The organism is Clostridium porci (assembly GCF_009696375.1).
GTDB lineage: Bacteria > Bacillota > Clostridia > Lachnospirales > Lachnospiraceae > Enterocloster > Enterocloster porci.
This window is the reverse complement of sequence record NZ_VUMD01000010.1, coordinates 131,495-146,785: the sequence shown is the minus strand read 5'-3', so window position 1 is coordinate 146,785 and position 15,291 is coordinate 131,495. Positions and strand designations below refer to the sequence as shown.

Sequence of the window (15,291 nt, the reverse complement as noted above, 5' to 3'; positions counted from 1 at the left end):
AGACAGATAAGTTCTTAGGAGATACGGATCAGTGGTTGGAAGGGGCAGAACTGCGGATGGAGCGCAGGACAGGTACAGATACATGGGAAACAGTAGATGAGTGGGTGACAGGCCGGCAGAGCCATTACACAAAGGATTTAAAGGCAGGTGAATACAGGCTGGTTGAGAGCAAAGCGCCTGACGGGTTTAAGGTACTGGCAGAGCCGATCCTGTTTACTATCACGGATGGAATGACGGAGATTCCTAAGCTGACGATGCGAAACTACACTTCCATTGTGGAAATACAGAAAACAAGGCCATCAGGAAGCCTTCTGGGCGGTGCCAGGCTGCAGCTGATCCGTAAGGAAACCGGGGAGGTTATCCGGGAATGGACGTCCGAGGAAGGAAGGGGCCAGGTATTTTATGGCTTAAAGGAAGGGACGTACCTAATCCGGGAGCTGGAGGCTCCAGGAGGATACAGGAAAGGAGAAGAAAAGGAGATTAGGGTAACAGAGGATAACAGCAAGGCCCAGGTATTCAGATATGAGAACCGGCTTTCTGGAGGAGGGGGAGGCAAACCTGCACCCCAGACAGAGTATATTTCATTTAAAAAGACGGATGGAGCTGGAAGGGCTCTTCCTGGGGCGGAATTTACCTTCTATGATCAGACCGGCGCTATCATAGGAAAATCTGTCAGCGATGGCCGGGGGCAATTCCGTATACGGAAACCTCCAAATGGAACCTATACCTTCCGTGAGACAAAAGCTCCCCAGGGATATGCAATTAATTCGCAGTTTTACAGCTTTATCATTGACGGGGAAGCTGTGATAAGGGGGATATATGAAGTTGAAAATAAAAAATTGGAAGTTCCTGTGAAAAAAGTTGACGCTGTCACAGGGGAATTTCTGCCCGGCGCACGTTTAAGCATTAGGACCAGGGGGGATTCTGAAAAAATAATAGGCGAGGCAGTCACAGGTCAGGATGGCGGTCTTATATTTGAAGTGCCTTCTCCCGGAATCTACCACATTAGTGAGGTGGAAGCACCTCAGGGATACCGGCTTACAGAAACTGCCTGGGAAGTTACGGTGAGCGAAGACGGACAGGTAAGCGGTAATACCAGAATCTATAATTTTAAAGAAATGCTGCCAGTGAAAACCATGGGGAAGATTACTGCTGTCTACAGAGTTAAGAACCGGTTTGGCAGAGGAACCTACCGGTTTGGAGGCGGAAAGGACAGCAGTGTCAGAACAGGAGATGATAGTTCTTTAATCCAGACAGCAGCGGCAGGAATTCTATGCCTGATTGGTTGTATCATCTGCATCAGATTAGGATTTAAGGGAAAGAAAAAGATAAATACAAATCCCGGTTCAGGCGGCAAAAGAGAAGGGGGTAAAAAGCACAGAAAAGGAACAAAAAGAAAAGGTATGTGGCTGATATTGGCTATCTGCCTGTTAACGGGTTTGCTGGTTCCCACGAAGACTCTGGCAATGGAAAAAAACGTAGATGAGACGTCGGAAGGAATTGCAGAGCAGGAAGAAGTTTTCTATGCTTCCGGGAAAATTACATATAAGGACATGGAAGCTTCGGAAGTGCTTCCCCAGAGGGCGTGGATTACGGCAAAGGATGATGCTACAGGTGCTGAGCGGGAGGTCGTGCTCCCTCTTGCAGACTACACATTTACGAATGAGCGATGGATAAACGGTTTTCAGATGGAGATTCAGATCACTGGTTATGGCTCTGACACCTATTTGATGGGAGGAAAGCTCTTGGAGGGGGAGGTATATTCCACTGAGCATGAGGAGGAACTGCTGGCTCTGGCAGGGCTGAAGGCAGATAGTTATCATATAGAGGGATTCAGGTGGGACGGAGATGCTTATGAGGCAGAGGGGAAAATGTACAGAAATCTGACCGTGTTTGGAAAGAAGTTGGTAAGAGACTGCGTTGCTACGTACGCTGGTATGGTAAATCGGGAAATGTTAAAAAAAGAAGGGATAGGCGGATTCCAGGGGGGAGAAAAGGCAAACGGTGAACGGAAGGGGCGGAGAGCTGTTGGAATTATATTGCTGCTTTTGGCAGTGGCAGGTACAGGCATTTATTACAGAAGGCGCTGGCCTCGTCCTTTGCTGAAGCCAGCAGCCCTTTTGTTTCTGGCCGGAGGGATTTGCTGTGCTCTATCATTCATAAAAACAAGAAATGTATATGAAAGGGGGAAAAGAACCTACGAAGAAATAGAGAAAGCTGCGTATAGTAAGGAAGATCAAAAGTCGGAAAGCGCAGCACAGTCAAAAGGGAACGAAGAAGGAACGTCAGGAGAAAAGGCTGTACCGGTTATCAATGAATCCTGGCTTAAGACCGTTAATCCAGACTACAGGATGTGGCTTTCCATCCCAGGAACCGGAATCGACTATCCGGTGGTTCAATATGGTGATAATCAATACTATCTGAACCATAATTTTTATAAGGAGGAGCACATAGGCGGCAGCCTTTTTGTGGATGCTTCGGTACAGCCTCTGGCGACAGACAATACCATTGTATACGGCCATAACATGAAAGATGGAAGTATGTTCGGAAGTTTGAAGAAATACAGGGAAGAAGAATTTTACCTAAAGCACCCTTTTGTAAGAATCTTTTGCAATGGAAGATGGATGGAATGTCCTGTTTTTTCCTGCCAGCTTCGTTCTGAAACAGACGCCAGCCCTTACTGTAAGGATTTTTCAGATACGGAATGGCTAACTTATCTGGAGGCTATGAAGGAGGCTTCTCTGTATCCAATTAATTATTCCTTTACTGGTGGAGAACGAATCATTACATGTTCCACCTGTCTTGGGAGCAGTCGGAGGCTGGTGGTGCAGGTGGCAGTGCCTGACAATACGAATGAGAGGTAAAATGAATTATGGAAAATGAATACCCTGAGATTGATCGGCTATCAAAGAGAGTCAAGAAGCTATCAGATAGCAGCAGTAAATCCATCGCAGAATATTGTAACCGGTATAAGAAGGAGCTTGCCATCCGGTTTATTCATGAGGCTACGGCATTGGAGGGGAATACGCTGACATTAGAAGAAACCAGAAGCGTCCTTAAAGGGAGGGAAATAAATGGAGAGGAATTAAGAGAGAGGAAACGGGAGATACAGGAGATAAGAAATTATTTTAAAGCATTTCAACATGTCAGAACATATATAAAAAGAGGTCAGGAGCTGGATGAGAGAATCATTCGAAATCTTCATGGGATTGTGACAGAGCGAATTTATCATGGAGGTATTTACCGGAATATTCCTATTTGGGTGCCGGATACGAAAATGGAGTTTCCAGCACATAATGATGTGAAAGGCCTAATGAGAGATTTTACTGAGCGGCTAAAGGAACGGGTCATGGTCTGCAGGCTGCCTGAATCCTTTCACCCCATCGATCTTGCGGCCTGGGCCTGGGCTGAATTAATGAGGATACATCCTTTTCTGGAGGGAAATGAAAGGGTAGGAGCTTTGATGATGAATTATCTTTTAATGGAGCATGAGCTTGTCCCGATATCAATTCCTAAAGGCAGACAGCAGGAATATATGGAAATAATTGATCGCTACCGCTGGGAAAGGGAGATCGTGCCTCTTGCCTGCCTTATAGAGGATTTGGAAAAGGAAGCCCTTTTGGCATTAGAGCAGGGAGTAAAGGAGGGATTGCAGAGGAGCCCGTTCCCGGCAGTACAGAGCAGCTAACCAGTTGGTAATATGCGCACCGTCCAGATCCTGCTCAGGCAGTGCTTAATTTAATATATGATTGGCCGTGAGGGTGTTCCCAAAGTCATAAAATGACTTGAGGTATGCCCTCTTATGATTTTTATGGTGTAAGAATCATGCAGCGTCTAAGTGACTATTTTATTAGAAATAAATAATCCTACATACGATTAATAAATCGGGCATTCTTTATTGACAAGATAGAAATATGTCGAAATTATACAAAAATATAACAAAAAAATAAAGAAATAAAAGAATAAATGTAAAAATAAATAAAATTTTATAATCAAATATAGAAATTTATATTCTAATTATGGAAGAAAAATGATATAATTTATTAGAAATAATAAAAAATTCACAAAAAGGAACAGGGGGTTCACATGAAGAAAAGCAGCAAACGAATGCTGCCAGCTCTGCTGAGTCTGGCAATGGCAACTACATCCCTTCCCATGAATGTGCCGGGAATGCCGGGAGGACGTGATGTCTCCGACGGAGAAGGCGACACACAGATGGTCTCAGAAAAAACGCTTGTCTATGTAAGCAGTTATGATGGAACTGAGCGGTCTCAGGATTTTAATGGGAACTGGAAGTTTTTTCTAGGAGATGCCGGGAATGGGCAGGAGTTTAGCTTTGATGATTCTGGATGGGAGTCCATACAACTGCCTCATGATTACAGCATTGAACAGGGGTATTCCTCTAATATGGAGGCAGAGAGCGGCTATCTTCCAGGAGGTGTGGGATGGTACAGGAAGCATTTTACAGTACCTGAAAGTGCTTCTGATAAACAGGTGCGGGTAGATTTTGACGGCGTTTATATGAATGCCACCGTATATATCAATGGAACAAAGCTGGGAACCCATCCCTATGGATATTCTCCCTTTTCCTTTGACCTGACACCCTACCTGAAGCTGGGAGGGGAAAATGTGATTGCAGTGAAGGTTAATCATCAGACGCCTTCCAGCCGCTGGTATTCCGGCAGCGGTATTTACCGGGATGTTAAGCTGACGATGACTCCTGTGGTACACCAAGCTTTACATGGGACAAGGATTACCGCTCCTAAGTTGGAGCTGGAGCAGTCCGGTGATGTTTCGGTTTGTGTGGAAACGGAAGTCCAGAATGGATCTTCTGAGGAACAGGATGTAGAAGTATCCTACTCAATCTATAAAAAGAGTGATGAGAGCAAAACTCCAGTGGGAAGCGGAAGGGCAGGGGCTGTGAAACTGGCAGCCGGAGAGACGCAGACTGTAACGGCTGAGATGACAGTGGCTTCCCCTGAACTATGGAATCTGGGTGATCCGGAGCTTTATGTGGTAGAAACCACCATTGATTTTGGGAGTGCTGCAAACGATGTGACTGAATCAGAATTTGGTTTCCGTTATTTTGAATTTAATAATAAAGAAGGATTTTTCTTAAATGGAAATCCGGTAAAACTTAAAGGTGTGTGTATGCACCACGATCAGGGAGCGCTAGGAGCTGCGGCTTATCGCAGAGCCATTGAGCGGCAGGTTGAGATTCTTCAGGACATGGGGTGCAATGCCATCCGTGTGACACACAACCCGGCATCAGAATCACTGATTGAAATCTGCAATGAAAAGGGTATGCTGGTGATCGAAGAGATATTTGACGGCTGGCATGGCTCCAAAAACGGCAATAACCAGGACTATGCAAAATGGTACGGCACTGCGGTAGAACCGGATAATCAGATTTTGGGGAAGGATAGGGATTCCATGACCTGGGCAGAATTTGATCTCAGATCCGTTATCCGCCGTGACTATAACGCTCCCAGCGTGATTTCCTGGTCTCTTGGTAATGAAGTAATGGAAGGAATCAGGATAGGAGTAGGTGGATACCCAGCTCAGGCAAAGAAGCTGATCGGCTGGGCTACAGATGAGGATACCACACGTCCGGTCACATTTGGAGATAACAAGCTAAAGCAAAATCTCCCCCAGTCCCAGCAGATTGCAGAAGACATTGCAGCTGCCGGCGGTGTCATAGGCTTTAATTACACTACTTTGGAACAGCTGGATAGATATCACAGCCGTTATCCGAATTGGCCGATTTACGGTTCTGAGACAGCGTCATCTGTCAACAGCCGAGGCGTTTATAAGCCTTCCCTGTATGATCGTCAGCTGACCGCCTATGATGAGTCTAAGGTAAATTGGGGACATTTTGCCAGTCAGGCGTGGCTTGATACGATACGAAAGGATTATGTGGCCGGTGAGTTTGTGTGGACAGGTTTTGACTATATTGGCGAGCCCACCAACTGGAATGGTATATCATCTGGCGCCGTAGGAACATGGCCTTCTCCAAAGAATTCCTACTTTGGAATTGTGGATACAGCTGGCTTTCCCAAGGATAGCTATTATTTGTACCGGAGTATGTGGAATGAGGAAGAAAATACCGTTCATATCCTTCCCGCCTGGAATGAAAATGTAGTGGCCAAGAATAGAAGCAATGAAGTAAAGGTAGTCGTTTATTCAGATGCGGCCAGCGTAGAGCTGTTCTTTACTCCCTCAGGATCGGAAGAACGACAATCCCTTGGTGAAAAACGATTTACTGTTTTAAACAGTAAAAAGGATGACGGAAGCGATGGAAGCTATACCTATAAGATGTATCTGGATGGTGATAAGAATGCCAATAACCACCAGAATTTGTACCGTACCTGGATGGTTCCATACGCAGATGGCACGCTTACTGCGGTTGCAAAGGATGAAAACGGAACGCCGATTACCGGAGCGGGACGAAACAGTGTGACCACAGCCGGAAAAGCAGCCAGGCTGGAAGCCCATGCAGACCGTACTGCCATTCTGGCAGACGGAGAGGATCTTTGCTATATTTCCGTAGATGTGACAGATGAAAATGGCAACCTGGTGCCGGATGCACAGAACCGTGTTACATTTACAGTAGAAGGAGACGGAGAACTGATAGGAGTGGACAATGGCTGGACAACGGATCATGATTCCTATCAGAAACATAACCGCAGGGCCTTTAATGGTAAAGTGCAGGCCATTGTGCGCTCCACAAAGGAAGCAGGCGTGTTTACAGTAACTGCATCTGCGGATGGATTGAAAAGCGCCGGTGTTACAGTATCCACAGAAGCGGCATCCGGCTCTGAGACGGCATCGGAAAACGGCATCGTAAGCTATGAGATTTCTAAAAATTATTATGTAAAAGTAGGATATGCCCCGAGCATTCCTGAGACACTGCTGGCCTACCGTGCAGACGGAACATCACAGGAGTATCCGGTTAAGTGGGAACAGGTGGAGCCGGAGAAGTTTGAAAAGGAAGGTAGCTTCGTAATTGCAGGCAATATGAACGGAACGCCGGTATCTGTCAACATTCATATGATCAATCAGGTTGCAGCGATCCTGAACTATTCCACAACGGTTCATGTGGGAGAAAAGCCGATTCTTCCTGAATCACGTCAGATCGTGGGAGAAAACGGAGACATTTTAAACATTGCCCTTCCGGTGAATTGGGAAGAGACAGATGAGGCTGATTTTCAACAGGTGGGTATTGTAACTGTAAATGGAACAGCAGCCGTGTTTGGAGAATGGATGGAGGTAACTGCTTCTGTTCGTGTTCAGGAAGAAGAAATGGAGATTACGGACAATGTAGGAACCAAGGCTAAGGTGTCTCAGAACATTCCGGATAATCTGACTTCAGATACCTTAAGTGCAGTGAACAACGGCTCTATAAAGAGCGAGGAAAAACAGGATTCTGCCGGAAGAAATCTTTCCAGATGGAGTAACTGGAAGTATACAAGAGATAAGAGCAATGAGCCGCCGGCAGAGCTGGTATTTACATATGATACACAGGAAACGCTGGGGCAGGCTAAAATCTATTTTGCGGAAAACAATGTGGATTTGAAAAAGCCGGATGCAGGCGCTGCCAAATGGTACATTTCCAATGATATGGATGCCTGGATTCCTCTGGAGGTGAAAGAAACCATAGCAGATCAGGCGTCTTCACCGTTTGTTACCTGTTATACCTATGAGTTTGCGCCGGTGAAGGCAACTTATATAAAGCTGGAAATACACAATTCCAAAACAGCTCAGGTGCCTAAAGGGAAAAAGGCTGCTACCGGCATCACAGAGGTAGAGCTGTACCGTGCAGAAGGAAGATTTGCAGCCAGCAGCCAGGTGGGACTGTCTGCTCTTATGCTCAATGGAAGCGAGGTATCGGAAGGCTCCCTTGCAGGTGATTTCTACAATACGCCTATGACAGTAGTGGAGGAGATGATAGTCTCAGGAAAAGATAATGCGGCCGTCACCGTTCTGCCTGCATATGAAGATAAGGTAGTCATTCTTACCGAGGCAGAGGATCACTCCAGACGAAGCGAATTTGTCATTCGCCTAGGGGCTGATGCTGAACTTGGGCCGGATGATGCTTCTATGGATTATCCTGCTTCGAAAATGAAGGTGAATTCTGTAAGCAGCGAGGAGACGGTAGGAGATCCGGGACAGAAGGAGCATGTTCTGGACGGAAAGAAGTCTACCTTCTGGCACAATAACTGGAAGAATTATGATTCCAGAGACAGCCGTTGGATCATTTTGGAGCTGGAGGAGGAGACGAAGCTGGAGGCTCTCCGCTGCCTGCCAAGACAGGACGCAAAGAATGGACGTGTCAATGAGTACCGGGTAGAAGTGAGTACGGACAAGAATGAGTGGAAAACCGTATCAGAAGGCAGCTGGAATGATAACGGCAGCTGGAAGCTGGCGGAGTTTGAGCAGCCGGCTATGGCAAAATATATCCGCCTGACCGGAGTAAAGACCTATGGAGATCAGAAGGATAAATTTATTGCCGCAGCGGAAATCCGTGTGAGAAAGGAAAGGGAAACGGTTGACATTACTAATAGGGCAGAGACAACGCTGGATGATAGCATCTACATGATGGCTCAGTCAAAAACGCCGGTCAAGCCTATGGTCAGCGTAAGCCTTGACGGAGCTAAGTTAAAATATGGCGTTGATTATACGCTCACCTATGAAAACAATGATAAACCGGGCATAGCTTCAGTTATTGTAAAGGGAATTGTGAAGTATTCTGGTGTGATTAAGAAGGAATTCAGGATCATTGGTGAGGAATTACAGGATGTGACAGTAGTAAACGCAACAATCACAAGGATTGGGGAAGAGGAACAGGCTGGTGGATCTCAGGCACAGGTTGAAGGCGGTATAGAGGTTACTGTACAGGCTGACGCGAAGGAGGGAGAGGTATTTGATCACTGGAGATGCGTGCCGGAAGCTGTGCTTACAAACGAGCAGGTAACACAGGAAAAAGTGAGGTTCACGGTTCCGGACAGCAGTGTTCGCCTGGTGGCTGTGTATTGTGAAGAGGGAAGGGAGCATGTGGCAGAAGAGGTATACAGCACAGCAGATCCTTCTGGCTGGTTTGCCTATGCGGATGAAGATAATATGGACGCAATTTTGCAGGCAGCCATGGATGACACAGATGCTTTTGCTACTGAAAACGGAGGAAAAGTGGAGGCTGTGATGCACATTAAATACAGCAAGGATGCTCCCTCCAGAGAGGATATCATCAAAAGCTATACGACTCCGGCAGCCACCAGCTCCAATGCGGGGAAGGCAATGGCAACGCCGTCCAGCGCCCACAAAGGGACGCCGCCGGAAGCAAATCGGACGGCAGCACAGTATTCGTTTGATGTCTTAAACAAAGAAATTCCTTCTCCCTTAAAGGCATTGAAGGAAGAAATGGGAATCCAGGAGGATGAAGAACTTAAAAAATCTACAACGATTGGCTTTTGGGTACGGACTACTACTCATAAGATCACAAGTGGAAGTGGAGCTCCTGTAAGTATACGGTTGATGGATAACAACGTGTTCCCCGTTGCCCAGTTAGTGCTTGAGCTGCCTGAAAAGGACAGGAATATGGCGGATTATGGGGTCTACAGCTATGAATTTGACGGTGACGAATATATGATTACGGAAGTCAGCTGCGCAGCAGACGGCAGATATCTGACCTTTGACGGAGCTGTTGATGGGATTTATGCAGTTTTCTATACCAGATGCTTTGATGTAGTCTTTGAGGACTGGGACGGTTCTGTTTTAAGCCGCCAAAGAGTTCCTTATGCAGAAGCGGCAAAAGCGCCGGAGGCTCCTCAGAGAAAGGGTTTCCTCTTTGTGGGATGGAGCAAAGCGTTTGATGAAGTAGCCTCTGACCTGACCATTAAGGCAAAGTATGAGAAAGGCGAAGCTGAGCAGCCGGCTGATAAGAAGCGTCTGGAAAAGAAAATCAAAGAAATTCAGAGAAAGCTGGAGGCCATGGATGAAGAGGATTATACAGAAAAGACATGGGAAATTCTGAAGGATGCTCTGGATGAAGCTATGGCTGTACTGGAAAAGGAGGATGCGGCACAGAAAGAAGTACACAGGGCTGTAGAGAAGCTGGAAAAGGCATACGGAAAGCTGAAGAAAAAGCCGGAAGATATAAAAATGCCGGATCAATCAGATCATTCAGATGGGTCTTACGATTCAGAATCCTCAGACAAACCAAAGCCTTTAGACGGCGGCGCTTATGTAACAAGGGGCAGCTGGAAAAACACCAATGGAAGATGGAGCTTTACCGATGAATCAGGTGAGCCGGCAGTATCACGCTGGATCTATACCCTGAACGGAGATTCCTATGAATGGTTCTATTTTGATGAGAACGGAATTATGGCAGAGGGATGGATTACCCTGAACGGACTTACCTTTTATCTGAACCCGGTATCCAATGAAAAATATGGAATGATGATGACCGGCTGGCAGCGAATTGATGGAAAATGGTATTACTTCAGCGAGGTGTCGGATGGAACAAGAGGAAGGCTGCTTGTAAATGCAAAGACCCCGGACGGTTATTTTGTGGGAAAAGATGGAGCATGGGTGGAATAAAGTATCAGATAAATATTAAATAGCATTTGGCATGGTGCATGCGGTAGGTGGTTTAAAAATCATCTGCCGCATATTTTAACTGAGCTGGCAAGGAAGATAGAGAAACTTACCAGAATGCTTCTGATTCACTGGCATAATTACGAGAAATAAGTGATTGAGTTTGATAGAATTGACAGGAAAGACAGTGGCGGGTAAGTCAACCATCACTGACACACGACAGCTGGTACTTCTAGGGGAGACAAACAGGAGCTTTTAACAAGCCCTCCAATTAGAAATCGGACAGGATGTTGAAGCGCTGCCTTTTTGGTGAGATGGGGGATGAAGAGGGCGACGGGTTTATCAGCGACGTCTATAAAGATCAGAGCTGTGATTCCAAATGGTTCAAAACACAGCATAAAATCTGGAGGAGGACGCTAAAATGACACAAGAGGTGTATTGACTTTCCATATTGAACATGATAGTATTATTTTTCTGTTATATGCGTCATACTGGAAAATAGAAGATGCGGGTGAATGTGGTGAAAAAGAATATTGATTTATTGAATGGAAATATACTTCTGTCTCTTACAGAACTTGCTCTTCCTATTATGGCAACATCTCTGGTTCAGACTGCCTACAATCTGACAGATATGGCCTGGATAGGCCTGGTAGGAAGCGATGCGGTGGCTGCTGTAGGAGCAGCCGCCATGTATACATGGTTAAGCTCAGGCGTAGCGGCTCTGGCCAGAATGGGGGGACAGGTAAAGACGGCTCACGCCTATGGGGAAGGGAATACAGGTGAAGCAATACAGTATGGAAAGGGAGCGCTTCAGCTTGCTGCAGGCCTGGCGGTATTCTATGGACTGATTGCGGTTTTGTTTGCCAGGCCTCTGATTGGATTTTTTCATCTCAATTCTCCTGTTATAGTAAAAAATGCAGAGCGTTATCTGAGGATTGCTTGCGGGCTTACTATATTTTCATATATAGGACAGACTCTGACAGGATTATATACGGCTTCAGGAGATAGCCGAACGCCCTTTATTGCAAATTGCATAGGTATGGGAGCCAATATGATTTTGGACCCCCTTTTGATATTTGGTCTGGGACCGCTGCCTGGTATGGGAGTGGCAGGAGCTGCTGCTGCAACAGTGACGGCCCAGTTGATTGTTACACTGGTTTTAGCTGCGTCTATGAAGAGGGACCCTGTGCTGTGGGCTCAAATGCGCATATGGTCTCCCACTCCGCTTTCTAACCTTAAAACCATGGTGTGGATTGGATTGCCTGCTGCTGCACAAAGTATGCTTTACTGCGGTATTTCCATGGTTCTTACCCGGTTTGTCACTGCCTGGGGAGACACTGCGGTAGCAGTTCAAAGAGTGGGAGGCCAGGTTGAGTCTCTATCATGGATGACCGCCGATGGCTTTGGGATGGCAATTAATGCGTTTGTAGGGCAGAACTATGGGGCAGGTAATTTGAAGCGAGTGAAAAAAGGATATATGACTGCAGCAGGAATAATGTCTATTTGGGGCTTGTTTACTACAATTTTGCTGATTGCTGGAGCAGTGCCTATTATCAGCCTGTTCATTCATGAGGTGGAAGTGATACCTGCGGGAGCCAGCTATCTGAGAATCATTGGCTTTTCAGAAATGTTTATGTGCGTGGAACTGATGACAGTAGGGGCTATGTCTGGAATGGGAAAGACCATGGAAGCGTCTATTATTACAATTTTACTCACATCGGCCAGAATTCCTTTGGCTATGATTCTGGGCAGTACATCCCTGGGACTTGACGGGATTTGGTGGGCTCTGACTATATCCAGTGTTACAAAGGGAATCCTTTTCTTCCTGGTTTATCTTAATATGATGAAAAGATGGCGGATGAATTAAATATGCGCGGACATCTCTTTTTCTTTCCGGAGATTTGGGCAGGGGGTACCGTTTGTTCATCTATGGGTTTGTCGCGGTACGAGGCAAGAAACAGCTTGCCAAATGTCGTATTTTGTGAGAAAATAAAACCAAGTATGATGTGATAAAATTAACAATGGACACTGTACTTGATTAATTTATGTTTGAAAGGAGTTTTAACACATGATTTATTCACATGAAGTAGAAGAAATGTGCACAGTTGCACAGGGCGTTCATCATGGCGCTGCTCCAATTCCTGAAGAAGCAAAATGGGTAAAATCAAAAGAAGTAAAAGATATTTCAGGTCTGACCCACGGTGTGGGTTGGTGTGCTCCTCAGCAGGGCGCCTGTAAGCTGACGCTGAATGTTAAGGAGGGCATTATCCAGGAGGCTCTGGTTGAAACCATCGGATGTTCAGGCATGACACACTCCGCAGCTATGGCGGCAGAGATTCTTCCGGGACGCACAGTACTGGAAGCTTTAAATACAGACCTGGTATGTGACGCTATCAATACCGCTATGAGAGAGCTGTTCCTGCAGATTGTATATGGAAGAACTCAGAGCGCATTCTCTGAGGAGGGACTTCCTGTAGGTGCCGGACTGGAGGATTTAGGAAAGGGCCTCCGCTCACAGGTAGGCACTATGTACGGAACGTTAAAGAAAGGTCCCCGCTATTTGGAAATGGCTGAGGGTTATGTAACCGGTATTGCGCTGGATGCAGACGATCAGATCATTGGCTATCAGTTCGTAAGTCTTGGCAAGATGACTGATTTCATCAAAAAAGGCGATGATCCTAACACAGCATGGGAGAAAGCACAGGGCCAGTATGGCCGTGTTGCTGACGCTGTTAAGATTATCGACCCACGTAAAGAATGATGAAGACCAATTAGGAGGATAAGAAGATGGCATTATTTGAATCATATGAGAGAAGAATTGACAAAATCAATTCTGTATTAAACAGCTATGGCATTGCTTCTATTGAAGAAGCCGAAAAGATTACCAAAGATGCAGGTCTGGAAGTATATGATCAGGTTAAGAAAATTCAGCCAATCTGCTTTGAGAACGCCTGCTGGGCATATGTAGTTGGCGCTGCAATCGCTATTAAGAAGGACTGTAGAAAGGCTGCAGATGCTGCCGCAGCAATTGGCGAGGGACTTCAGGCATTCTGTATCCCTGGTTCTGTAGCCGATCAGCGCAAGGTTGGTTTGGGACACGGCAACTTAGGTAAAATGCTTCTGGAAGAGGATACCGACTGCTTCTGCTTCCTGGCAGGCCATGAGTCCTTTGCGGCTGCTGAGGGCGCTATCGGTATTGCAGAGAAGGCAAATAAGGTTCGTCAGAAACCACTTCGGGTTATTCTGAACGGTTTAGGAAAGGATGCGGCACAGATCATTTCCAGAATCAACGGATTTACATATGTAGAGACTGAGATGGATTATTATACAGGCGAAGTAAAGGAACTGTGGAGAAAGTCTTACTCCGAAGGCTTAAGAGCGAAGGTGAATTGCTATGGCGCCAACGATGTAACAGAGGGAGTTGCTATCATGTGGAAGGAGGGCGTTGACGTTTCCATCACAGGCAATTCCACCAACCCCACAAGATTCCAGCATCCGGTAGCAGGCACCTACAAGAAGGAATGTATAGAGAAGGGAAAGAAGTACTTCTCCGTAGCTTCCGGCGGCGGCACAGGACGTACGCTGCATCCGGATAACATGGCGGCTGGCCCTGCTTCCTACGGTATGACCGATACCATGGGACGTATGCACTCCGATGCTCAGTTCGCTGGTTCTTCTTCCGTACCTGCTCACGTAGAGATGATGGGACTGATCGGAGCCGGTAATAATCCTATGGTTGGTATGACTGTGGCAGTGGCCGTTTCCATTGAGGAAGCAGCCAAGGAAGGTAAGTTCTAAAGAATATAATAAAATCAAGGGTTTGTCTAAGACGCAGAGTGTCTTGACAAGCCCTCTTTTTTCTTTACTGTTAATGCTCACTGATAAAATTCATCAGGTAGTTAAAAAAGATATTACAAAAGGTATTTGTGGTAAAGGAATTGTCCACGGACACAGGATAATGGAGGGAAACCCAGTTGGGAAGGCAGATGACAGCGTCTACTAACTTACGCAATGGATGCTTGTTGGAAAATGTAATCAAAATCGTATAGGGTTTCTTTTCCAATGAGATTTCCTTTGTGGAATTCAAAAAATCGGCATGAGTTGGGTTGCCGGCAGAAAACAAAATGAAGGTATCGGTATTTCTGGTAATGTGGAGTAATTCAATCTCGTTTCCGTTTGGAACAAAATGAGCAGGAACGGAAGCAAGTACTAGCTGTTGTGTTAATAATTGGGCAGGAATACTGCTGTAGGTGGCTCCGGAGACATAGATGGAATCGGAGTTGAGAATTCGCTCTGCCAGGGAGTGGAGAAGCGTATCGGTAAGGGCAGCTTTCACAGCTTTCACCTGTTCACACATATAGTAGGTGAAATCCTGAAATTCAGGAAGTTTTAGTTCATCAAACTTATTGGTAGAACTAGAGAGATACAGCGCCATGCGAAAATCACTGAAGCTGCTGTAACCAACTTTTTGGCAGAAACGGCTGATACTGCTTTGAGATACATGATAGCGGGCGGCAATCTGTGAGGTAGTACTGCTGCTGATGTCAATGGGGTTATTCATTACAATATGAAAGATTTTAAGCTCTTTTGGGGTCAGATCGTCTTTGTGTGCTTTGATTTCTTCTAATATATTCATAGATTCTATCATCCTTTCCAAACTGAATGATTCATTCAACATACTATTCAATATCATAGCAT

7 protein-coding genes are annotated in these 15,291 nt (G+C 45.9%); 6 read left to right on the top strand and 1 reads right to left on the bottom strand.

Translation table 11 applies throughout. The annotated features are described in order from the left end of the window. The 6 genes from FYJ39_RS12710 to FYJ39_RS12685 form a co-directional block, all read left to right on the top strand. Positions 1-2,864, top strand: a 2,864-nt coding sequence (locus tag FYJ39_RS12710; RefSeq protein WP_154472837.1) for a class B sortase, incomplete at its 5' end; no start/stop codon positions are given. 8 nt (positions 2,865-2,872) lie between these two features. Beyond that, positions 2,873-3,688, top strand: a complete 816-nt coding sequence (locus FYJ39_RS12705) for a Fic family protein (protein WP_154472835.1) — start codon at positions 2,873-2,875, stop codon at positions 3,686-3,688. 398 nt (positions 3,689-4,086) lie between these two features. Then, positions 4,087-10,596 carry a sugar-binding domain-containing protein gene (locus FYJ39_RS12700; RefSeq protein WP_154472834.1) on the top strand — a complete coding sequence of 2,170 codons (6,510 nt, stop codon included), beginning with the start codon at positions 4,087-4,089 and terminating at the stop codon, positions 10,594-10,596. Positions 10,597-11,098: 502 nt separating this feature from the next. Continuing rightward, positions 11,099-12,460, top strand: coding sequence for an MATE family efflux transporter (locus tag FYJ39_RS12695; RefSeq protein WP_154472833.1), 1,362 nt, complete (start codon positions 11,099-11,101; stop codon positions 12,458-12,460). 201 nt (positions 12,461-12,661) lie between these two features. After that, positions 12,662-13,354, top strand: a complete 693-nt coding sequence (locus tag FYJ39_RS12690; RefSeq protein WP_154472832.1) for an iron-sulfur cluster assembly scaffold protein — start codon at positions 12,662-12,664, stop codon at positions 13,352-13,354. Positions 13,355-13,380: 26 nt separating this feature from the next. Beyond that, positions 13,381-14,391, top strand: a complete 1,011-nt coding sequence (locus tag FYJ39_RS12685) for a GGGtGRT protein (protein WP_154472830.1) — start codon at positions 13,381-13,383, stop codon at positions 14,389-14,391. Positions 14,392-14,461: 70 nt separating this feature from the next. Here FYJ39_RS12685 and FYJ39_RS12680 read toward each other — a convergent pair whose 3' ends face one another. Beyond that, on the bottom strand, positions 14,462-15,229 hold the full coding sequence (locus tag FYJ39_RS12680; RefSeq protein WP_195840432.1) for a MurR/RpiR family transcriptional regulator: 768 nt from the start codon (positions 15,227-15,229) through the stop codon (positions 14,462-14,464). Positions 15,230-15,291 lie beyond the last annotated feature (62 nt).

Bases quoted from the DNA above. Each gene is read 5' to 3' on its own strand.
- FYJ39_RS12685 (WP_154472830.1), top strand. From the start codon at position 13,381: ATGGCATTATTTGAATCATATGAGAGAAGAATTGACAAAATCAATTCT.
- FYJ39_RS12690 (WP_154472832.1), top strand. From the start codon at position 12,662: ATGATTTATTCACATGAAGTAGAAGAAATGTGCACAGTTGCACAGGGC.
- FYJ39_RS12680 (WP_195840432.1), bottom strand. From the start codon at position 15,229: ATGAATATATTAGAAGAAATCAAAGCACACAAAGACGATCTGACCCCA.
- FYJ39_RS12695 (WP_154472833.1), top strand. From the start codon at position 11,099: ATGCGGGTGAATGTGGTGAAAAAGAATATTGATTTATTGAATGGAAAT.
- FYJ39_RS12705 (WP_154472835.1), top strand. From the start codon at position 2,873: ATGGAAAATGAATACCCTGAGATTGATCGGCTATCAAAGAGAGTCAAG.
- FYJ39_RS12700 (WP_154472834.1), top strand. From the start codon at position 4,087: ATGAAGAAAAGCAGCAAACGAATGCTGCCAGCTCTGCTGAGTCTGGCA.